Annotated in this window: 21 protein-coding genes; 8 read left to right on the top strand and 13 right to left on the bottom strand. The window is 68.4% G+C overall.

Annotated features, from left to right (window positions below; all coding sequences use genetic code 11):
* The 6 genes from folP to glmM form a co-directional block, all read right to left on the bottom strand.
* A partial coding sequence (folP, locus tag ACT4N3_RS13265) for a dihydropteroate synthase (protein ID WP_444855700.1) occupies window positions 1-793 on the bottom strand: 793 nt, incomplete at its 3' end.
* A 9-nt stretch (window positions 794-802) separates the two neighbouring features.
* Entirely contained in the window at window positions 803-1,927 is a 1,125-nt protein-coding gene (locus ACT4N3_RS13260; protein ID WP_444855703.1) for a site-specific DNA-methyltransferase, read from the bottom strand.
* Between the two features lie 183 nt (window positions 1,928-2,110).
* Window positions 2,111-2,713, bottom strand: a complete 603-nt coding sequence (locus tag ACT4N3_RS13255; RefSeq protein ID WP_444855699.1) for a ribonuclease HII — start codon at window positions 2,711-2,713, stop codon at window positions 2,111-2,113.
* A 50-nt stretch (window positions 2,714-2,763) separates the two neighbouring features.
* Window positions 2,764-3,585 (bottom strand): bifunctional hydroxymethylpyrimidine kinase/phosphomethylpyrimidine kinase, encoded by an 822-nt coding sequence (thiD, locus tag ACT4N3_RS13250; RefSeq protein ID WP_444855698.1) that lies wholly within the window; start codon window positions 3,583-3,585, stop codon window positions 2,764-2,766.
* Complete coding sequence (locus ACT4N3_RS13245) at window positions 3,582-3,806, bottom strand: DUF1272 domain-containing protein (RefSeq protein WP_444855697.1); 225 nt, start codon at window positions 3,804-3,806, stop codon at window positions 3,582-3,584. The genes thiD and ACT4N3_RS13245 overlap by 4 nt, the downstream gene beginning before the upstream one ends.
* Window positions 3,806-5,140, bottom strand: a complete 1,335-nt coding sequence (gene glmM / locus ACT4N3_RS13240) for a phosphoglucosamine mutase (protein ID WP_444855696.1) — start codon at window positions 5,138-5,140, stop codon at window positions 3,806-3,808. Before glmM ends, ACT4N3_RS13245 begins: the two co-directional genes overlap by 1 nt.
* 108 nt (window positions 5,141-5,248) lie before the next feature.
* On the opposite strand from glmM, the gene ACT4N3_RS13235 reads away from it, so the two are divergent.
* The 5 genes from ACT4N3_RS13235 (at window position 5,249) to ACT4N3_RS13215 (ending at window position 10,850) form a co-directional block, all read left to right on the top strand.
* Window positions 5,249-6,526: a dicarboxylate/amino acid:cation symporter gene (locus ACT4N3_RS13235; RefSeq protein ID WP_444855695.1), complete on the top strand. Its 1,278-nt coding sequence runs from the start codon at window positions 5,249-5,251 to the stop codon at window positions 6,524-6,526.
* Window positions 6,523-7,506: an aldo/keto reductase gene (locus ACT4N3_RS13230; protein WP_444855694.1), complete on the top strand. Its 984-nt coding sequence runs from the start codon at window positions 6,523-6,525 to the stop codon at window positions 7,504-7,506. The genes ACT4N3_RS13235 and ACT4N3_RS13230 overlap by 4 nt, the downstream gene beginning before the upstream one ends.
* A complete protein-coding gene (locus ACT4N3_RS13225; RefSeq protein ID WP_444855693.1) occupies window positions 7,506-7,907 on the top strand; it encodes a DUF4383 domain-containing protein in 402 nt (133 codons plus the stop codon). Before ACT4N3_RS13230 ends, ACT4N3_RS13225 begins: the two co-directional genes overlap by 1 nt.
* Window positions 7,908-7,970: 63 nt before the next feature.
* Window positions 7,971-9,221, top strand: coding sequence for a L,D-transpeptidase family protein (locus tag ACT4N3_RS13220; protein WP_444855692.1), 1,251 nt, complete (start codon window positions 7,971-7,973; stop codon window positions 9,219-9,221).
* 69 nt (window positions 9,222-9,290) lie between these two features.
* Window positions 9,291-10,850, top strand: a complete 1,560-nt coding sequence (locus ACT4N3_RS13215) for an FAD-dependent oxidoreductase (protein ID WP_444855691.1) — start codon at window positions 9,291-9,293, stop codon at window positions 10,848-10,850.
* Here ACT4N3_RS13215 and ACT4N3_RS13210 read toward each other — a convergent pair.
* Window positions 10,800-11,498 (bottom strand): murein L,D-transpeptidase catalytic domain family protein, encoded by a 699-nt coding sequence (locus ACT4N3_RS13210; RefSeq protein WP_444855690.1) that lies wholly within the window; start codon window positions 11,496-11,498, stop codon window positions 10,800-10,802. The two genes, ACT4N3_RS13215 and ACT4N3_RS13210, sit on opposite strands and share 51 nt — an antisense overlap.
* A gap of 315 nt (window positions 11,499-11,813) precedes the next feature.
* Here ACT4N3_RS13210 and ACT4N3_RS13205 point away from each other — a divergent pair, with 315 nt between their 5' ends.
* Window positions 11,814-12,479 (top strand): response regulator transcription factor, encoded by a 666-nt coding sequence (locus tag ACT4N3_RS13205; protein WP_444855689.1) that lies wholly within the window; start codon window positions 11,814-11,816, stop codon window positions 12,477-12,479.
* 1 nt (window position 12,480) lies between these two features.
* Window positions 12,481-13,023, top strand: coding sequence for a peptide-methionine (S)-S-oxide reductase MsrA (gene msrA, locus ACT4N3_RS13200; RefSeq protein ID WP_444855688.1), 543 nt, complete (start codon window positions 12,481-12,483; stop codon window positions 13,021-13,023).
* Here msrA and ACT4N3_RS13195 read toward each other — a convergent pair.
* Both ACT4N3_RS13195 and ACT4N3_RS13190 read right to left on the bottom strand, forming a co-directional pair.
* Complete coding sequence (locus ACT4N3_RS13195; RefSeq protein ID WP_444855687.1) at window positions 13,020-14,258, bottom strand: threonine synthase; 1,239 nt, start codon at window positions 14,256-14,258, stop codon at window positions 13,020-13,022. The two genes, msrA and ACT4N3_RS13195, sit on opposite strands and share 4 nt — an antisense overlap.
* Window positions 14,248-15,189, bottom strand: coding sequence for an L-threonylcarbamoyladenylate synthase (locus tag ACT4N3_RS13190; protein WP_444855686.1), 942 nt, complete (start codon window positions 15,187-15,189; stop codon window positions 14,248-14,250). Before ACT4N3_RS13190 ends, ACT4N3_RS13195 begins: the two co-directional genes overlap by 11 nt.
* Before the next feature lie 119 nt (window positions 15,190-15,308).
* Between ACT4N3_RS13190 and ACT4N3_RS13185 the strand changes: the two genes are divergently transcribed.
* Window positions 15,309-17,012 (top strand): acyl-CoA dehydrogenase, encoded by a 1,704-nt coding sequence (locus ACT4N3_RS13185; protein ID WP_444855685.1) that lies wholly within the window; start codon window positions 15,309-15,311, stop codon window positions 17,010-17,012.
* 130 nt (window positions 17,013-17,142) lie between these two features.
* Here the strand turns inward: ACT4N3_RS13185 and ACT4N3_RS13180 are convergent, their stop codons facing one another.
* From ACT4N3_RS13180 to ACT4N3_RS13165, 4 genes are all read right to left on the bottom strand, one after another.
* Window positions 17,143-18,315 (bottom strand): hypothetical protein, encoded by a 1,173-nt coding sequence (locus ACT4N3_RS13180; RefSeq protein WP_444855684.1) that lies wholly within the window; start codon window positions 18,313-18,315, stop codon window positions 17,143-17,145.
* A 145-nt stretch (window positions 18,316-18,460) separates the two neighbouring features.
* Window positions 18,461-18,880, bottom strand: coding sequence for an MliC family protein (locus ACT4N3_RS13175; protein ID WP_444855683.1), 420 nt, complete (start codon window positions 18,878-18,880; stop codon window positions 18,461-18,463).
* A gap of 62 nt (window positions 18,881-18,942) precedes the next feature.
* Entirely contained in the window at window positions 18,943-19,287 is a 345-nt protein-coding gene (locus ACT4N3_RS13170; protein WP_444855682.1) for a GntR family transcriptional regulator, read from the bottom strand.
* Window positions 19,288-19,355: 68 nt separating this feature from the next.
* Complete coding sequence (locus ACT4N3_RS13165) at window positions 19,356-19,934, bottom strand: nitroreductase family protein (RefSeq protein ID WP_444855681.1); 579 nt, start codon at window positions 19,932-19,934, stop codon at window positions 19,356-19,358.
* Window positions 19,935-20,068 lie beyond the last annotated feature (134 nt).

The raw sequence follows: 20,068 nt of genomic DNA, 5'->3' as shown, positions 1-20,068 counted from the left end.
AGCCGAAGCCCGGATCGACGATGATCTTTTCGCGTGCAATCCCGGCCGTCGTCGCCGCCGCGATACGCTCCTCCAGCCAGTCATAGACTTCGAGCGGCACCGGCCGGTAATAGCGCGGATCGTCCTGCATCGTCGCCGGATCGCCCTTGTGATGCATCAGCACGATTGGGCAGCCGGCGCGCGCAATCACCGCCGCTGCGTTCGGGTCCCAAGTCAGCGCCGACACGTCGTTGACCAGGGCCGCGCCCGCGCCCAGCGCCGCCTCCATCACGCTGGCCTTGCGGCTGTCGATCGAGACCGCGACGCCGCCCGCCGCGAGCCGCCGCACCACCGGTTCGACCCGCGCAGTCTCGTCGCCCTCCCACACGGCCTTCGCCCCGGGCCGAGTCGATTCGCCGCCGACATCGACGATCGCCGCACCCGCCGCCGCCATGTCATGCCCGGCCTGGATCGCGGCTTCTGAATCGGCAAATCGTCCGCCGTCGGAAAAACTATCCGGCGTGGCGTTGAGTATGCCAACCACCTGCGGTTGATCGAGGCGGACGATCCGCTCGCCGAGCGACAGCGAAGGGCGTGGCGACGTGATGTTGGCCCAGGTCAGCCTGGCTTCATCGCCCAGGCTGTTTAGCCGCTCTTCGATCCCTTCGACTGAAACCAGCTCGGCCTCATTCCCAAGGATGATTTCCACCGCTGAGAACCAGTTCAGGCCGCCCGCGAGCCGCGCGACCTTGCCGTCATGTCCGAACGGCGCATCGACGAAGCCGGTGGGGCGGAGATAGATTCGGCCGGTCATCCGCCGACTCTAAGCCAGCGCGGCGAGATAGTCCTGCCGGAGCGTGTCGAGCACCACCAGCGCCCCTTCCCGCTCGACATGCCAGAAGGTCCAGCCGTTGCAGGAAGGCGCGTTCTGGAGACCGGCGCCGATCTTGTGGATCGACCCCTGTGTCCCGGCGATTTCCAGCGTGCCGTCGGCGCGCACAGCCGCCCGCCAGCGGCGCTTCGAATCGGTCAGCTCCGCGCCGGGCACGATCAAGCCGCTTTCCACCAGCGCACCGAACGGCACCTTCTGCTGGTTCGCGCGCGCCCCCATCGTGCGCATCGCGCTCTCGTCGAGCGGCAGCGTCGATTGAATCCGCGCCCTGGCGACCTCGATATAGCGCCCCTCGCGCTCGATCCCGATCCACGCGCGGCCCAGCCGCCGCGCCACCGCGCCGGTCGTGCCGGTGCCGAAGAAGGGATCGAGCACGACATCGCCGGGCTTGGTCGAGGCGAGCAGCACGCGGTACAGCAGGGCTTCCGGTTTCTGGGTCGGATGCGCCTTGGCCCCGTCCTGTTTCTCGCGCTCCGCGCCGGCGCAGATCGGGATCACCCAGTCGGAGCGCATCTGCAGCTCGTCGTTGAGCGCCTTCATCGCGCGATAGTTGAAGGTGTAGCGGCTGTCCTCGCTGCGCGACGCCCAGATCAGGGTCTCGTGCGCATTGGTGAAGCGGGTGCCGCGGAAGTTCGGCATCGGGTTCGATTTGCGCCAGATGATGTCGTTCAGAATCCAGTAGCCCGCGTCCTGGAGCGCCGCGCCGACCCGGAAGATGTTGTGGTAGGAGCCAATCACCCAGAGCGTGCCGTTGGGCTTCAATATGCGCCGCGCCTCGGCCAGCCAGGCGCGGGTGAAGTCGTCATAGGCCTGGAAGGTGTCGAACTTGTCCCAGGCGTCGTCGACCGCGTCGACCCGGCTTCCCTCGGGCCGGAACAGGTCGCCGCCAAGCTGCAGATTATAGGGCGGATCGGCGAAGACCATGTCGACGCAGGCGTCGGGCAGGTGCTTCATCGCCGCGACGCAATCGCCCTGGATGATCCGGCCGAGCGGCAGCTCCGGCTTCGTCTCCGCCTCGCTCGACCGCATCCGGCCGACGCGCCCCATCACGCTCATATCCACCGCCCCCCAGGTTCGGACGGCCATGCTGAGTCACAAGGACTCCATGGTCAAGATCAGACACTTGCAGGATATGGTTAACAGGCCGTTGCGGGTGACGGGAACGAAACGAGTCCCCCCTAGATGTGGTGGGCGACATCCTCGGCGAAGCCCCACCGACAGCAGTGTGGCGCGAAAGACTCAGAGCCCGAGATTGGGCTGCCGCACCGGCGCGAAGCTGCGGCGGTGGAGCGGCGTCGGGCCGAGAGCGCGCAGGGCGCGCTGGTGCGCCGGGGTGGGATAGCCCTGGTTCGTCTCCCAGCCATAGCCGGGATAGGCGCGCGAATAGTCCAGCATCATCCGGTCGCGGGTGACCTTGGCGACGATCGAGGCGGCGGCGATCGAGCGGCATTTCGCGTCGCCGGCGACGATCGCGACCGACGGCCGCTCCCAGCGCGGGCAGCGATTGCCGTCGACCAGCACCATCGCCGGATCGAGCCCGAGCGCGTCGACCGCCCGGCTCATCGCCAGCATCCGCGCCCAGTAGATGTTGAGGCTGTCGATCTCCTCGACCGTCGCCAGGCCGACGCCGCAGACCGCGACTTTCATCAGCCGGGCATAGATCGCCTCGCGGGCTTCTCTCCGGAGCACCTTCGAATCGTCGATGCCGCGCGGAAACCTGTTGCGATCCAGAATGACCGCCGCCGCGACCACTGGCCCAGCGAGCGGGGCGCACCCCGCTTCGTCCACGCCGGCAAGCGGATCAGGATGGATTTTCTCCAGCTTGAAACACGGCCGGGCCATGACGCGCCCTTAAGAATCCACGCACCGTCATGCCAGCGAAAGCTGGAATCTCAGTTGTTTTTCCTGTTGATAAGCTCGAGCGGAACCTCACCGAGCGTATGGCCGACCGGCCCGTTGCCCTCCCCAAAGCAGGGCGCGGCAAGCAGAGCCGCCCGGACATAGGCCCGCGCCTGATCGACCGCCTCCGGCAGCGCGAGCCCGTGGCCGAGCCCCGTCGCGATCGCGCTGGCCAGCGTGCAACCGGTGCCGTGCGTATGGCGCGTTTCGATCCTCGCGTCGGTCCAGCGGCGGACCTGGCCGTCCGGCTGCACGAGAATGTCGGTGAGCAGATTGCCCTCGAGATGCCCGCCCTTGGCGAGAACGGCCCGGCCGCTGTCGTCGGCGAACGCCCGCGCCGCCACTTCCAGTTCATCGTCCGAGCCGATCGCCCGGTCGGCGAGCAGCTCCAGTTCCATGAGGTTCGGCGTGATCACCGTCGCCAGCTCGGCGATCGCGCAGAGCGCCTCGAACGTTCCGTCCTCGTTGAGCGCGTCGCCGCTGGTCGCGACCATCACCGGATCGAAGACGATCGGGACATTGTCGAAGGTGAAGCGCAGCAGCGTCTCGACCGTCCGCGCGATCTCCGGCGTCGCCAGCATGCCGATCTTCACCACGTCCACCCCGAGATCGAGCGCCGAATCGACCTGCGCCGCGACGAACTCGGCTGGAACCGGCATCACATCCTGCACGCCCAGCGTATTCTGCGCGGTGAGCGCGGTGACGGCGGTCATCGCGTAGCCGCCCAGCATCGTCACCGTCTTGATGTCCGCCTGAATCCCCGCGCCGCCTCCAGAGTCCGAGCCGGCGATGATCAGGATGCGCGGCGGCGTCACCGCTTGAAGCGGCGCTCGGTCGAGGCCGGGTTGCGCTCAAGCGCGGCGCCGACGCGCATCGGGCGTTCGAGCAGGTCGCCGCCGCAATTGGGGCAGCGTTCCTCCAGAGCGTCCGTACAGGCGGCGCAGAAGGTGCATTCGAACGAGCAGATGAACGCGCCATGCCGGTCCGCCGGCAGGTCGCGTCCGCAGCGTTCGCAATCGGGTCTCATTTCCAACATCAGGCCGTCCTCACCGCTTCGCAGATCGTTTCCACGACTTCTCCGACCAAGGCTTCGTCCTCACCCTCGGCCATCACGCGGATCAAGGGCTCGGTCCCCGACTTGCGGATCACCAGCCGTCCGCCGGCGCCGAGCCGCGTCTCCCCAGCCGAGATGGCGGCCTTGACCGTCTCCGCCTCCAGCGGCGCACCGCCGTCGAAGCGGACATTCTTCAGCAGCTGCGGCAGCGGCTGGAACAGGTTCAAGAGCTCGCTCGCCGGCCGCCCGGCGAGCACCATTTCAGCGAGCACCTGCAGCGCCGCGACGAGGCCGTCGCCGGTCTTGCCATGATCGGTGAGGATGATGTGGCCGGATTGCTCGCCGCCGACGTTGAAGCCGCCTTCGCGCATCGACTCGAGCACATAGCGGTCGCCGACCTTGGCCCGCTCCAGCGTCAGCCCCTCGCCTTGCAGGAACCGCTCCAGGCCGAGGTTCGACATCACCGTCGCGACCACGCCGCCACCCTTTAGCGCGCCACGACGGTGCCAGGACGAGCCGATCAGCGCCATCAGCTGGTCGCCGTCGATCACATTGCCTTTCTCGTCGACGACGATCAGCCGGTCCGCGTCGCCGTCCAGCGCGATACCGAGATCGGCCCCGGCGTCGACGATCGTCCGGCGCAGCAGGGCGATGTCGGTCGACCCGCAGGCCTCGTTGATGTTGAGGCCGTTGGGCGAGACGCCGATCGCGGTCACTTCGGCGCCCAGCTCCCACAGAGCCGAGGGCGCGACCTGATAAGCGGCGCCGTTCGCGCAATCGATCACCACCTTGAGGCCATCGAGCCTGAGCCGCGCCGGAAAAGTCTGCTTGACCGCGTGGATATACCGCCCGCGCGCGTCCTCGATCCTTTTCGCCCGGCCGATCGCCTCGGCCGGGACGAGCGCCGGCGGGCTCTCGATAAGCGCCTCGATCTCCAGCTCGTCCTCGTCGGAGAGCTTGTAGCCGTCCGGCCCGAACAGCTTGATCCCATTGTCGACGAACTTGTTGTGGCTGGCCGAGATCATCACGCCCAGATCGGCGCGCATCGACTGGGTCAGCATCGCCACCGCCGGCGTCGGCACCGGCCCGACCATCACCACGTCCATGCCGACGCTGGTGAAGCCGGCGACCAAAGCGGTCTCCATCATATAGCCGGACAGCCTTGTGTCCTTGCCGACGACCACCCGGTGGCGGTGCGCGCCGCGCAGGAAATGCGCGCCGGCCGCCTGGCCGACCTTCAGCGCCATTTCGGCGGTCATCGGCATCTGGTTGGTCCGGCCCCGAATGCCGTCGGTGCCGAAAAATTTGCGCGTCATGCGACGAAAAAGCCCTTTTTTGCCCCGTATTCCGGTCTGATAGCGCGCTCGCATGCAAAGTGCGAGGTCGCGCTTCCGCGAGGGACCGGAGCCGGTTAAGACCGCCCGATGTCCCAAGCGACCCGCATCCTGCTCGCGCTCGTCCTCGGCCTCGGGCTTGGCATCCTCGCCGTCGCCAGCGGCGGGGCCTGGGTGGAAGGCGCGATCGGCGTCGCCGAGCCGATCGGCGGCATGTGGCTGAATGCGCTCCGGATGACGATCGTGCCTCTCGTCGTCGCCTTCCTGATCACCGGCGTCGCCGCCTCCGCCGAGGCGGCGCGGGCCGGACGGCTGGCCACCAGAGCGATCGTCCTGTTCGTCGTGATCCTCTGGTGCTCGGCGCTGACCGCGGCCTTGCTGATGCCCTTGCTGCTCGATCTCTTTCCGCTCGCGCCCGACGCGGCTCAGGCCTTGCGCGGCGCGCTGGCCGGCGCGGCTTCTGTCGGCACGGCGCCGAGCTTCGCGGATTTCCTGCAGTCGATCGTGCCGACCAATGTCATCGCGGCGGCGAGCCAGGACGCGATCCTGCCCCTCATCCTCTTCACGCTCGTCTTCGCCTTTGCCCTCACCCGTTTGCCCGAGGAGCCGCGCGAGCGGCTGGTCGGCTTCTTCCAGTCCATCGTCGATGTGATGCTGGTCATCATCAACTGGGTGCTGTGGATCGGGCCGATCGGCGTGTTCGCGCTCGCTTTCGTGGTCGGCGCGCGGGCCGGCGGATCGGCCTTCGGCGCTTTGCTCCATTATGTCGTCATCGTCTCGGCGGTCGGGATCGTGGTCTGGCTCGCCGCCTGGCCCCTGGCGTTCTTCGGCGCGCGCATTCCGCTCGGCCGCTTCACCCGCGCCATCGCCCCCACCCAGGCGCTGGCGATCAGCACCCAATCCTCTCTCGCCTGCCTGCCGGCGATGCTGCGCGCCGCGGCAAAGCTCGACGTGCCCGCCGCCGCGGCCGGCGTCGTGCTGCCGATGGCGGTCGCGATCTTCCGCGCGACCGGGCCGGTGATGAACTTCGCGGTGGCGATCTACATCGCTTACTGGTTCGGGATCGAGCTCACGCCGACGATGCTGGCGGTCGGCGTCGCGGCCGCCGCGACCACGACGATGGGCGCGGTCGGCATTCCGGGCCAAGCGAGCTTCGTCACCTCGATCGCGCCGATCTGCATCGCGATGGGCGTGCCGATCGAGCCGCTCGCCATCCTCATCGCGGTCGAGGTCGTCCCGGACCTGTTCCGCACCCTTGGCAATGTCGCCATGGACGTCGCCGCGACCGCGACCGTCGCGCGGCGGAGCGGCTTCGAAGCCGACGAGGCCGACACCCGCGAGGACAGGTTGCTGGAGGAAGGCGCATGAAAACCCGAAGCCTCGGCGGCCTGACGGTGTCGGCCCTCGGTATCGGCTGCATGCCGATGGTGACCGGTGGCAACATCACTTACGGCGCCGCCGCCGGCGAGGACGAATCGATCGCGACGATCCACCGTGCGATCGATCTCGGCATCACCTTCTTCGATACGGCGGAGATTTACGGGCCGTTCCAGAACGAGGAGCTGCTCGGCCGCGCGATCGAGCGGCGGCGCGACGGCCTCGTGATCGCGACCAAGTTCGGCTTCAGCTACGCCGGCGCTCAGATCACCGGCATCGACGGCAGCCCGGGCAATGCCCGCCGCGCCTGCGAAGGCTCGCTCCAGCGGCTGGGCATCGAGACGATCGATCTCTTCTACCAGCACCGGGTCGATCCGAACGTCCCGATCGAGGAGACGGTCGGCGGCATGGCCGAGCTGGTTCGCGAGGGGAAGGTCCGCCACATCGGCCTGTCCGAGGCGGGCCCGGAAACGCTGCGCCGCGCCGCCGCGGTCCATCCGATCGCCGCGCTGCAGTCCGAATATTCGCTCTGGGAGCGCGGCGTCGAGGACGACATTCTCCCAGTCTGCCGCGCGCTCGGCATCGGCTTCGTCCCCTACAGCCCGCTCGGCCGCGGCTTTCTCACCGGCCAGATCAGGAGCCGCGACGATCTTCCCGCCGACGACTGGCGGCGCAACGACCCGCGCTGGTCGGAGGAGAATTTCGGGGCCAATCTCAAGCTCGTCGCCATCGTCGAGCGGGTCGCGGCGCGGCATGGTGCGTCGCCCGCCCAGATCGCGCTCGCCTGGCTGCTCGCCCAGGGCGAGGACGTCGTCCCCAGTCCCGGCGTCAAGCGGCGCGTCACGCTGGAGGACAGCGCCAAAGCCGCCGATCTGTCACTGACCGCGGACGACCGCGCCGAGTTGGACGGCGCCGGCGCTGTATCCGGCCCGCGCTATGACGAGGCGGGCATGCGGCGAGTGCGGCTCTGATGCCGATTCGCCTTCGCGGCTATCCGGTCTCGTTGGGGGCTTTGTTGATCCTCCTCGGCATTGCGGGCTTCGTTCCGGCATTGCTGACGCCAGGGCCGGAGGTTCACCCGCTGGCGATCGACACGCCGCACGACCAGCTGTTCGGCCTGTTCCCGGTCAGCGCGCTCGACAACATCTTCCATATCCTGCTCGGCGCCTGGGGTTTCGTCGCGGCGCGCAGCCGGCACCGCTCCGTCCTCTACGCGCGGGCGACGACGGCGATCTTCGCGCTGTTGACCATCCTCGGCTTCGTGCCTTTCTCGGACGCCTTCCCGCTCTATGGCAACGATATCTGGCTGCACGCGCTTATGACCCTGGTCGCCGCTTATTTCGGCTGGGTCCACCGCACCCCGCCGGCCTGACATTTGTCGGAAATGCGTCGGACCATCTAGCGCGATTCCCGGCGGTCGCGTAGAACGCGCCCCATGAAACGCTCGGTCAAACTCCTCCTCGTCACGGCCACGCTGGCTTCGCCGACCATGCCCGGTGCAATCCAGACCGCCGCGCTCGCCCAGAATGCCGCGCCCGCCGCGGGTCAGCCGGCGGCAACGCCGACCACGCCCATACCTCCGGTCGTCCCGACCGTTCAGGTCTGGCGGCGCGAAGCGGCGCGCGAGCTGCTCGCTTATGTCGATGCGATCGGCGAGGAAGGGCTCGATCCGGCGGCCTACAATCCGGATCGGCTGCGCACCGCGATCGACACCGGCGACGACGGTGCGATCACGCCGGTCGCGACCCAGCTGTTCCTCCGCCTCACCCGCGACCTTTCCGGCGGCGCGGTGCGCGGCAACGGCCGCGGCGAGAGCTATCTTCCCGACGTCACGATCGGTGCCGCGCGCCAACAGGAGCTGCTCGCGCGCGCATCCCAGGGCGGGGTGGAAGCGATCCTCGACGGGCTGCACCCGGTCCATCCGCAATATGCGCTGCTGCGCCGCGCCCTTGCCCAGGCGCCGGCCGAGGACCGCGCCCGCCGCGAGATCATCCGCGCCAATATGGAGCGCTGGCGCTGGATGCCGCGCAGCATGGGCGCGCGCCATGTGATCGTGAACGTCCCCGCCTTCACCGCCGCGATCGTCGACAACGGCTCGGTCACGGTGCGCCATCGCACCGTCGTCGGCGCGCGCCGGACGCAGACGCCGCAATTGAGCGCCGAGATAACGGCCGTGACGATCAACCCGTGGTGGAACGTGCCGCAGAGCATCATCCGCGAGCAGGGCGGCCGCTTCGGCGGCGGCTATCAGGTCACACGCGGCGCTGGCGGCGGGATGAGCGTCCGCCAGCCGCCGGGGCCGCGCAACGCGCTCGGCCGGGTCAAGATCGAGATGCCGAACCCGCACGCCATCTACCTGCACGACACGCCGGCCCAGGCCTTGTTCGAGCGGCCGGTGCGCGCCTTCAGCCATGGCTGCATCCGCACCCAATATGTCCGCGATTTCGCCGCGGTGCTGCTTCAGGCGACCGGCCAGTGGAATCGCGGCGCGATCGATCAGGCGGTCGAACGGGGCCGGACCGTCTCGGTGCCGCTGACGACCCGGATCCCGGTCTACATCGCCTATTTCACCGCCGCCGGCACCAATGACGGCAATATCGTCACTTATGCCGACATTTACGGCCGCGACAGCGCGGTGCGCGCCGCATTGAACCGCGCCGGCGGCGCGGCGACGGCCAGCCGCTAAACGACACGCGGCGGGAACGCCGCCTGCCAAGGACCGTTGTCCACTCCGGGGCGAAACCCGGAGGCGGTCATGGCGCGCGACACCGATCATCGTTCCTACTGGAACGCGACCGCGCCGCAGGTCGGCTTTCCTGCGCTTCGAGGCGATCTGAATGTGGATGTCGCGATCATCGGCGGCGGCATCGTCGGCGTCACGACCGCCCGGCTGCTCAAGGATCGCGGCCTCACGGTCGCCTTGGTCGAGGCACGCCGGATCGGCGAGGAGGTCACCGGCAAATCGACCGCCAAGATCACCTCGCAGCACAATATCGTCTACACGACGATCGCGGGGAAGTTCGGCGCGGATGGCGCGCGGGCCTATGCCGAGGCCAACCAGGCCGGCCTCGCTGCGATCCGGGAGCTGGCCGCCCGCCATTCGATCTCCTGCCACCTGGAGAGCCGGCCCGCCTTCACCTACACGCGCGACGAGGGCGAGGTGCAGAGGATCGAGGACGAGGTCGCCCTTGCCAGGAAGCTCGCCCTCCCCGCTTCGCTCACCACCGAGACCGGCCTGCCCTTCCCGGTCTGCGCGGCAATGCGCTGGGACGATCAGGCCCAGTTCCACCCGGTCAGATATGTGAAGGGCCTGGCAGCGACGATCCCCGGCGACGGCTGCGCGGTCCACGAAGGCTCGCGCGTGATCGATTGGGACGCGCGCCGGATCGCGACCGATCAGGGCAGCGTCCGCGCCCGCCATGTCGTCATGGCGACGCATCTTCCGCTCGGCCGGACCGGTTTCTTCTTCGCCGAGAATTATCCCCACATGCACCCGGTGATCATGGGGGCCGCGCAGGCCGGGCGCGTGCCGCCAGGCATGTACATCAGCGTCGAGACGCCGCGCCGTTCCACGCGCGGCCATCGCGACGCCGAGGGCGAGGACTGGATGATCTTCACCGGCCCGTCCTTCCGCCATGGCCATGTCGACGAGGAGCGCGAGAGCTTCGCCGAGATCGAGCGTTTCGCCGCCCGCCATTTCGGCGTCACGCCCGCCTGGCGCTGGACCAATGAAGACTACACCCCGATGGACCATGCCCCGTTCATCGGCCCATCCTCCTCGTCCGACGATCATCTGCTCGTCGCGACCGGCTTCAACGCCTGGGGCATCTCGACCGGCACGGCCGCCGCGATCCTGATCGCCGACCTGATCGAGGGCCGCGACAATCCCTGGCTGAAGCTGTTCGATGCCCGCCGGGTGAAGCCGCTGGCCTCGGCGAAGGAGTTCGCCGCCGGCAACGCCCATGTCGCGCGCGCGCTGGTCGGCGGCTACCTCCAGCGCAAGCTGCACGGCTTCGACGAGTTCAAGGCCGGCGAGGCGGCGATCCTGAAGATCGACGGCGACAATGTCGCCGGCTTCCGCGACGAGGACGGGACGCTGCACGCGGTCTCGGCCGTATGCTCCCATATGGGTTGCATCGTCGGCTGGAACGAGACCGACCGGACATGGGACTGCCCCTGCCACGGCTCGCGCTTCGAGCCGGATGGCTCCGTGATTCACGGGCCCGCGGTCGCGCCGCTGGCGAAAGCCGACGGCGATGAGGGCTCAGGCGCTGCGCGCGGCGTAAAGGAAATGACCGGGGCCGAGCCGCGCTAGTGTCTCGCGCTGACTGGAGGCCGAAAGCGCGAAGCAGCCCTCGCTGCGGCCGAGCCGGCCCTGCGTGTTGATGATCGACGGCTCGGCATACCAGGCGGGATGAACGACGATCGCCCGCGTCTCGGCATTGTAATTGGTGTGGTCGAGCCCGCGCACCCGCATCGAGCGGCCATAATGGCCGTCATAATAAACGCCGACGAGATAGGCGCCTTCGGATGTCGCCTCGGAGCCGATCCGGTTCGAGAAATTCTGCAGGAATCCGGTATGCGCCGGATCGGAGCCGCGGCCATGCGACACGAGGTGTCGCGTCACCTGGCCGGTGTTGGTGTCGAGCAGGTAGAACCGCGGTTCGCTCGACACTTTGGAGAAATCGACGATGCCGACGACCTCGGTGCGGCGGATCATGGCCCGATGCCGGTCGAAGGCGGCGCGGGCGCGGGCGACGATGCGCGGATCGACGCTGGGATCGACGGTGACGCGGGGCCGGGCGGGCTGAAGCGGCGTCGCCGGCACAGCGGCGCGCATGTCGGGACGGCCGCGGCCCGACGGCGCCGGCAGGACCGAGGCAAGCAATGGCGAGCTGCCGAGCAGCGCAAGCGCTCCGGCCGAGGCGCCAGCCTCGATCACCTGCCGACGTGAAAGCGACATCCCAAGATTCTCCCCGCTCAAGTCCGAAAGCTAAGGAATTTGTCCTGTCGTCTCAATAAGCTGGCCTGCCCCGATCGGGTCCGTTCGTCGCGCCCGCCATGCGCTTTGCCGCACTTTCCGCGGCGAGGATTAACGATTGGGGCATCGCCGGGACAGAAGGTGCCTTATCGGCGACGAATGGCGGCCAGGCAGCAAGCGGGCCGCGAACTGCCTTGCGATGTCGTTCGTGAACGGTCCTGCGGGGCTTCCACTTGATCCTCATCGATGTCATGGCCCAATGGTCGAAGTCCCGCCAGGCTGCCGGAAAGAAGCATATTGAACGTCCAAAATTCCATCTCGCCCTATGTCTATGTCGTGGACGACGACCGCGACGTGCGGCGCTCGCTGAGCTACATGCTCGGCGCCGCCGAGATTCGCTCTTATCCGTTCGGCGCGAGCGCCGATTTCCTCGAATCGCTGGGCGATCTTGAGCCCGGCTGCATCCTGCTCGACCTCAGGATGCCGAAGCCCGACGGTTTCGAGGTGATGGAGGAGCTGCGTCGCCGCGAGGTCGATTGGCCGGTGATCGTGATGACCGGCCATGGCGAAGTGAAGAGCGCGGTCCGGGCGATGAAGCTGGGCGCGGTCGATTTCATCGAGAAGCCGTTCGCCGAAAGCGCCCTGCTCGGCTGCTTCGAGCAGGCGTTCCGGGTGCTGGAGGAAAGGCAGGGCGATTCGCGCCGCCGCCGCGACGCGCGCGACCGCGTCGCGCAGCTGACCGCGCGCGAGGCGGACGTGCTCACGGGCTTGCTGGCAGGCGAAACCAACCGGCAGATCGGCGCGCGGCTGGGGATCAGCCTGCGCACGGTCGAGATGCATCGCGGCAACATGATGGAGCGGCTGGCCGTCGCCAATCTCGCCGAGGCGCTGTCGCTGGCGCTCGAGGCGGGCTTGAAGCCGGCCGCGATCGACAACACATCCGCGCAACAGGCGGAGACATAGGATGACAGAGCGTCAGGCGATTCTGGCGGGCGGATGCTTCTGGTGCACGGAGGCGGTGTTCGCGGGCCTTGAAGGCGTTTCGCGCGTCGAGAGCGGCTATATCGGCGGCCAGGTCGACAACCCGACCTACAAGCAGGTCTGCGGCGGCGCGACCGGTCATGCCGAGGCGATCCGCGTGACCTACGACGATGATGTCATCTCCTACGACGATCTGCTCGACGTCTTCTTCGCCACCCACGATCCGACCCAGCTGAACCGGCAGGGCAACGACATCGGCACCCAATATCGCTCGGCGATCTTCCCGGCCGACGAAGCGGAGACAGTGGCAGCCCGAGCTGGAATCGAACGGGCGCAACCCGACTGGGGCGCGCCCATCGTCACGACGATTGAGCCCCAAGGCCAATGGTGGCCGGCCGAGGATTATCACCAGGATTATTGGTCCGGCGAAGGCCAGCGCAGCCCCTATTGCCTCGCCGTCATTCCGCCCAAGCTCGCCAAGCTGCGCAAGGGCTTCGCCGCGCGGCTGAAGACCGCGGACGCCTAAAGCGCGAACGGATCGAACGGCCCATGCCGGTCGAGCGGGCGTGAGGCATCGGTCATCGGATATTTGAGCCCGGTCGCGCAGTTGAACAGCAGCACGCGGTCATCCGTACCGATCAGCCCCGCCTCCCGCGCGCGTCTTGCGGCCGCCAGCGTCGCCCCGCCCTCGGGACAAAGCAGCAGCCCGTCCTCACGCGCCGCCCGCTCGGTCTCGGCGGCGATGTCGGCGTCCGGCACGGCGATCGCGAAGCCGCCGCTTTCACGAACCGCGCGCAGGATCAGGAAATCGCCGACCGCCTTTGGCACGCGGATGCCGGCCGCGATGGTGTGTGCCTCCGCCCAGCGCTCGGCATGCTCGACGCCCTGCTCGAACGCCCTGACGATCGGCGCGCAGCCTTCGGCCTGCACCGCCACCATCCGCGGCCGCTCGGGGCCGATGAAGCCCAGCGCCTCCAATTCGGCGAAGCCCTTCCACATGCCGATCAGGCCGGTGCCGCCGCCGGTCGGGTAGAAGATCACGTCCGGCAACCGCCAGCCGAGCTGCTCGGCGAGCTCCAGCCCCATCGTCTTCTTGCCCTCCAGCCGATAGGGCTCTTTGAGCGTCGAGAGATCGAACCAGGCGCCCGCCTTCGCGCCCTCCGCGACCAGGGCGCCGCATTCGTCGATCAGCCCGTTGACCCGGTAGACGCGCGCGCCATGGGCGGCGATCTCGCGCACGTTGATCTCCGGCGTATCGTCCGGACAGAATACGACCGCCTCGATCCCCGCCCGCGCCGCATAAGCGGCGAGCGCCGCGCCGGCATTGCCGTTGGTCGGCATCGCGATCTTCGCTACGCCGAGCGCCTTGGCCATCGAGACCGCCATGGCGATCCCGCGGGCCTTGAACGAGCCGGTCGGCAGCCGGCCTTCGTCCTTGACCAGCAATTCGGCGACGCCGATCCGCCGCGCCGCACGGTCGAGCGAAACCAGCGGCGTCGCCGCTTCGCCAAGGCTGACGATGTCCGCCGCACGGCGCACCGGCAGCAGCTCGCGCCAGCGCCACATGTCCATCGGCCGCGCCGCCAGCGCTTGGCGGGTCAGCGCCGCTTTCGCGCCAACGAGATCGTAGCGGACCAGCAACGGCCGACCGGCCTCGGACAGGCCATGCAACCGGTCCGCTTCGTAGCGCTCGCCGGTCAGCGAGCATTCGAGATGGGTGACGAAGCTCGGCCGGTCGGCGGTCAGATTGTCATCCCACATCAGCTGCGTCCCCACGCGGCGCGGCGGCGCGGCGCAGCCGATCGTTGATCGCGACGCCCAACCCGTCGTCGGGAATCGGTGCGACCGCGATTCGTGGCGCCGCGACCCTGTCCGCTTCGTGCAGCAGATCGAACAGCCTGGCGGCGGCTTCGACGAGATCGCCTGAAGGCGAGAGACTGACATCGCCGGCGACGAGGTCGAAGCCGATCAGCCATTCGCCCGGTTCCGCCGCGCTGGCGTCGAGTCGCAGCGGCTTGGCCGGGGCATAGTGGCTCGCCATTTGGCCGGGTGCTTCCACCCCACCTTTGAGCATCGGCGCGAGATCGAGATCGATCGGCCCCGGACGCAGCAGGCGCGGCGGTCCTCCGGTCAGCGCGACGATCGTGCTTTCCAGCCCGTGCGCGGTCGGGCCGCCATCGACGATCAGCTTTATGCGGTCGCCGAGGCTGGCGAGGACATGCTCGGGCCGTGTCGGGCTGAGCCGCCCGCTGACGTTGGCGGATGGCGCGGCAAGCGGCCTGCCGACGGCCGCGATCAGCGCCTGCATCGCCGGATGGGCCGGCGCGCGCAATGCGACGGTCGCGAGGCCCGCGCTCGCGAGGCGGGCGATCGGCGCGTCCTTCTTGCGCGGCAGCACAAGGGTCAGCGGGCCCGGCCAGTGAGCCGACGCAAGACGCTCTGCTTCGTCGTCAAATACCCCAATGTCAGCAGCTTGTGTAACGTCGCTCACATGAATGATGAGAGGGTTGAAGGACGGACGCCCCTTCGCCTCATAGATCCGCGCGACCGCGTCGCCATTGGTCGCGTCGGCAGCCAGACCGTAAACCGTTTCGGTCGGCATCGCGACCAGCGCGCCGGCCAGGATCAGCCGCGCCGCCTCGGCGATCGCTTCCGGTCCTTCCGACAGCACACGGGTGTTTTGCGCGCTCACGGCCGCTGCCTGCCCCAACCCCTTTCGTCATTCCAGTGAAAGCTGGAATCCATCTGGCCTTCGTGTCACCTACGCCGCATGGACCCCAGCTTCCGCTGGGGTGACGGTGGGAAGATAAGATGACCTACACGCCGCCCGTCGAGGAGCAGAGATTCCTGCTCCGCCATATCGTCGGCATCGACGAGCTGGCCGGCCACAACGCCTTCGCCGAGGCGACGCCCGACCTTGTCGATGCGATCGTCGAGGGCGCGGGCGCCTTCGCCGCTGGGGCCTTCGCGCCGCTCAACCGCGCCGGCGACGAAATTGGCGCCAAATGGTCGCCCGAGGGCGTGACCCTGCCGCCGGGCTTCGGGGAGGCCTATCGCGGTTATGTCGAAGGCGGCTGGGGAACGCTTGCAGGGCCGCCGGAGCATGGCGGTCAGGGCTTGCCGCTGACGCTCGCCAGCGTCGTCATGGAAGACCTCGGCTCCGCGAATATGGGCTTCTCGCTGGTGATGATGCTCACCCCCGGCACCGTGGAATCGCTGAAGCATCACGGCTCGCCGGAACTTCAGGCGCGATGGCTGCCGAAGCTCGTCACCGGCGAATGGACCGGAACGATGAACCTCACCGAGCCGCAGGCGGGATCGGACGTCGGCGCGCTCAAGACCCGGGCCGAGCCGGTCGGCGACGGCACCTACAGGATCACCGGCACCAAGATCTTCATCACCTTCGGCGAGCACGATTTGGCCGACAATATCGTCCACCTCGTCCTCGCCCGCCTCCCGGGCGCGCCGGCCGGGACTCGCGGCATCTCGCTCTTCCTCGTCCCCAAAATCCTGCCGGACGGGTCGAAAAACGACCTCCATTGCGTTTCGATCGAGCACAAGCTCGGCATCCACGCCTCCCCCACCTGCGTCATGTCCTATGGCGACAATGGCGGCGCCACCGGCTGGCTGATCGGCGAGGAGAACAGGGGCATGGCGGCAATGTTCACGATGATGAACAATGCCCGGCTCAATGTCGGCCTGCAGGGCGTCTCGATCGCCGAGCGCGCGACCCAGCAGGCGGTCGCTTATGCCCGGGAGCGCGTCCAGGGCAGCCGCGAGGGCCGGCCGGCGCGGATCATCGAGTTCCCGGACGTGCGCCGGATGCTGCTCCGGATGAAGGCGCTCACCCAGGCCGCTCGCGCGCTCGCTTATTATTGCGCCGGCCAGACCGACCGGGCCGGCCTTGGCGACGATGCCGCGCGGGCGCGGGCGGACCTGCTGACGCCTTTGGTCAAGGCCTATGGCACCGATGTCGGCTGCGAGGTGACCAGCCTCGGCATCCAGGTCCATGGCGGCATGGGCTATGTCGAGGAGACCGGTGCGGCTCAACACTTCCGCGACGCCCGTATCTCGCCGATCTACGAAGGAACGAACGGCATTCAGGCAGCCGACCTGGTCGGGCGGAAGCTAAGCGCGGATGGCGGCGCGGCGCTCGATGCGTTGATTGCCGAGATGCAGACGGACATAGCTCAAGAAGACCTAGAGCTAGCCCATCTTGTCGATCTGTGTGGCGCGGCCGCGGCAGGCCTTCGCACGATGCAGCCCGACGACCGGCTGGCGGGATCCTATCCTTTTCTGACGATGCTTGCCGTCGCGGTTAGCGGCTGGCTGATGAGCAAGGAGGAGAAGGCGTTGGACAGCTATGACGGCGATCCCTCCTTCGCTGCCTCAAAGCGGGCGACAGTGGAGTATTATATTCGCCACGTCGCGGCCGAAGCCAAGGCGCAGTTTGGCGCCGCTATGGCTTCCTCCAAGTTGCTCTATTCGATCGACGAGGCGGCCTTCGCTGCCTGATCCTAGGAGTCATCCCGGCGAAAGCCGGGACCCATGAATACCGCTCAACAAGTGCGAGGCGATGACACCGTCGCTCTCTTTCCACCACCGAGTTCATAGGTCCCGGCTTTCGCCGGGATGACTCCAATGATCAAACCCGCCGCGCGAGCTTGTGCTGGCGCTGGCCGACGGTCCGCCAGACGCGCGGGCCCTGGTCGACCCGGAAGGCGCCCATCTTCTCGCTCGGCGTTTCAAGCTCGCGGCCGACGACATAGGATTTGGCGCTCTGGCCGGAGCGCCCCTCGCCCCATTCGTAGAGTACGTTGACGGCGAGGACCGGGATGAACAGCATCCGCCCGTCGAGCTTCACCGCCTTCATCTCGTCCAGCGGCATCCCGACTTCGCCGCGGATCACGCCGTCCTGCTCCTTCTCGATCCCGGGCAGAACGAGCCGGGTCGTCTCACGGCCGGCGGTGCGGAAAAAGGTCCCGATCTGCTGGTCCTGCTCGGCGCCGGCGTTGAACATCTTGACGTCGATCTTGAGGTTGCGGGCGGCGGCGCCGCCGATATTGGCGATCGTCAGCTCGAACTCGATCACTGCCTCGGTCGGCGTGAACGACGCGCGGATCGTCCTGACGTCGAGCTCCAGCCAGGGCCGCGGCGAGGGATCTGGGCGCGGCGCCGCCGGCACGGGTTCGGGCAGCGAAACAGGCTCCGCCAACGCCACATCGGCCGCATAGGCCAGCTCTACGCTGCGCGCGCGCCGCCGGCGCCAGAAGAACATGCCGCCGAGCACGAGCAGCAAGACGGGCAAGCCATAGAGCCAGACCGGCGCGCCGCCGCCTTCCGGGGTCGGTGGCGTGGCGTCTGACGGCGTTGCGGGTTCCGGCTCGATCGCCGGGGGCGTCGCGACAGGTCCAGTCGCAGGTGGCTGCTGCCCGGTCGGCGGCGGCGCGATCGGCGTCGGCGTCGGAGCGGTTTGAGTCGGGCCCGGTTGCGTGGGCGCGCCACGCGGCGTCCCGGCCGGCGTGGACGTCGTCGGTTGCGGCTGGGCCGGCGTCGGCTGCGCGGAGGGCTGGCTGCTCGTCACCGGGGGCGGCGGCGCGACCGGCGCGGCGCGCGGCGGCTGCCGGACCTGCGGCTGCGGATTCTGCGGGTCTTGGGGCCCCGTCGGCTGCGGCCCGGCCTGTTCGCGCGGCCGGAGCTGGAAGTCGCGCAGCTGCGGCGGACCGATCGTGTTCGTCTCCTGGGCGAGCGCCGCCCCCGCGCACAGGAGCCCCGCTCCCGCGACGCCAAGGATCAGGCTTCGCTTGCTGCTTCGCATCAAATCCGTTCAACCCCGCCCGCGCGGCCTCTCGGGGAGGCGGCACAGCCCAGATGGGGGCGAAAGCGCGACTTTCCACCTCAAGTCAATGGCCTGGCCCCAAAGCCGCGTCCCGGTGCGGCAAATCGGCCACAATGCGCGGCGATCAGTGCGCCGCCTCATTGTGCGCCGTCGCGGCGCCGCGCTGGCGGTGGCAGCTCAACAGCCGCTGGCCCTCGCCGTCGGACCGGTAGGGCTCGGTCGCCTCGGCCAGCCAGGCGCGCTCGCCCCAGACCGCCCAGATCAGGTGACGCGGCTCGGCCGCGCTCGGCTCGCTCAGATAACGGATGCCATAGAGGGTCGGCGCGGATTCGAGTTCGGTCGTGCGGCCGCCGACGGTGAGCAGCACCTTGGCGTGGCTCCGGTCGCCACCGCCTTCATAGATCGCCGAGGCGGTCTGCCCGCCTTCGCAGACATAGGGCACGACCGGCGGCGAATTGGCGACCCTGCCGCCACCGCTAAAAGCGGACAACGCGAAGGCGATGCCGAGCAAAGCCGGAAAGGCGAGCGCCGATGACCTGATCATCTTCGCGTCTCCAATGATGTTCCGGCGGAATTTGCTCCTCTGCCGAGGCGAAATCAAGCGCTTCAGGCGAGCGCGCGCTCGACCAGATCCTCAGGCTCAAGGCCCAGCCGGCGCATATGGCTGACGATCCCCGGCCAGCGATGGTCGAGGAACTCGGCCCGCTCGGTCGCCCGCAGCCGATCGGCCGCGCCGGCGGCGACGAACATGCCGACGCCCCGCCGCACCGTCACCAGCCCCTCTTCCTGGAAGGTCTGATAGGCCTTGGCCACGGTCAGCGGATTGGCGCCGAAATCGGCCGCGAGGCTGCGCACCGAGGGGAGCGAGTCACCCTCCCTTACTTTGCCTTCGAGGATCATCGCCGCGATCGTGTCGCGGAGGCGGAGATAGACGGGCCGTTCCTCGCTCATGGCGTGATAGTGTCCTAATACACTCCGGCGGTCAAGCGCTTATTGATCGATCTTGCGATTGCGGACAGTCAGGAGGACCACTCGCTCACAACTTCTTCCGGTTCCGGCCGCATCCGTTCCTCCAGCGCCGCGCCCGGCGTGCCGAGGAAGATGAACCCGGCGATGCGCTCGCCATGCGTTCCGAAGGCGTCGCGGACCATGTCGGAATAGGCGGCCCAGCCGGTCACCCAGCCGCCGGCATAGCCCATCGCATGGGCGGCGAGCAGCAGGTTCATTCCCGCCGCCCCGCAGGACAGCTGCTGCTCCCAGACCGGGATCTTGTGCCCCTCGATCGGGCAGGACAGCAGCACGATCAACTCCGGTGCCTGATGGGCGAAACGGTGGGCCGCCTCGATCTCGAGCCGGCCCGGATCGGGGTTGGCGGCGCGGTACGCGCGCTCCAGCAATTCTGCGAGGGCTTCGCGCCGTTCGCGCGGCACATGGACGAAACGCCATGGGTGGAGCTTGCCATGATCGGGCGTGCGCGCCGCGATGGCGAGAATGCGCGCCAGCTCCTCGGGGCTCGGCCCGGGCGCGACGAAATCGCGGGGGCGGCCCGAGCGGCGCGTCTCCAGCAGAAAGAGGATCGACGAACGGTCGTTGAGCATCGACCAAGCCGCTAACAGCCGGGAAACGCCGCCACAATCCCGCTTGGCAAGGCGGATTCACCCGTTAGGGTGCTCGCCTTCCAAAGGCCGCCGATCCGAGCGGCCGATCGTCATTGTGCTGGGGAGCAGAGCCT

It is taken from the genome of Sphingosinicella sp., assembly GCF_052388015.1.
Lineage (GTDB): Bacteria > Pseudomonadota > Alphaproteobacteria > Sphingomonadales > Sphingomonadaceae > Allosphingosinicella.
Note: the sequence above shows the minus strand (reverse complement) of the source record. Positions and strands in the feature narration are given on the sequence as shown.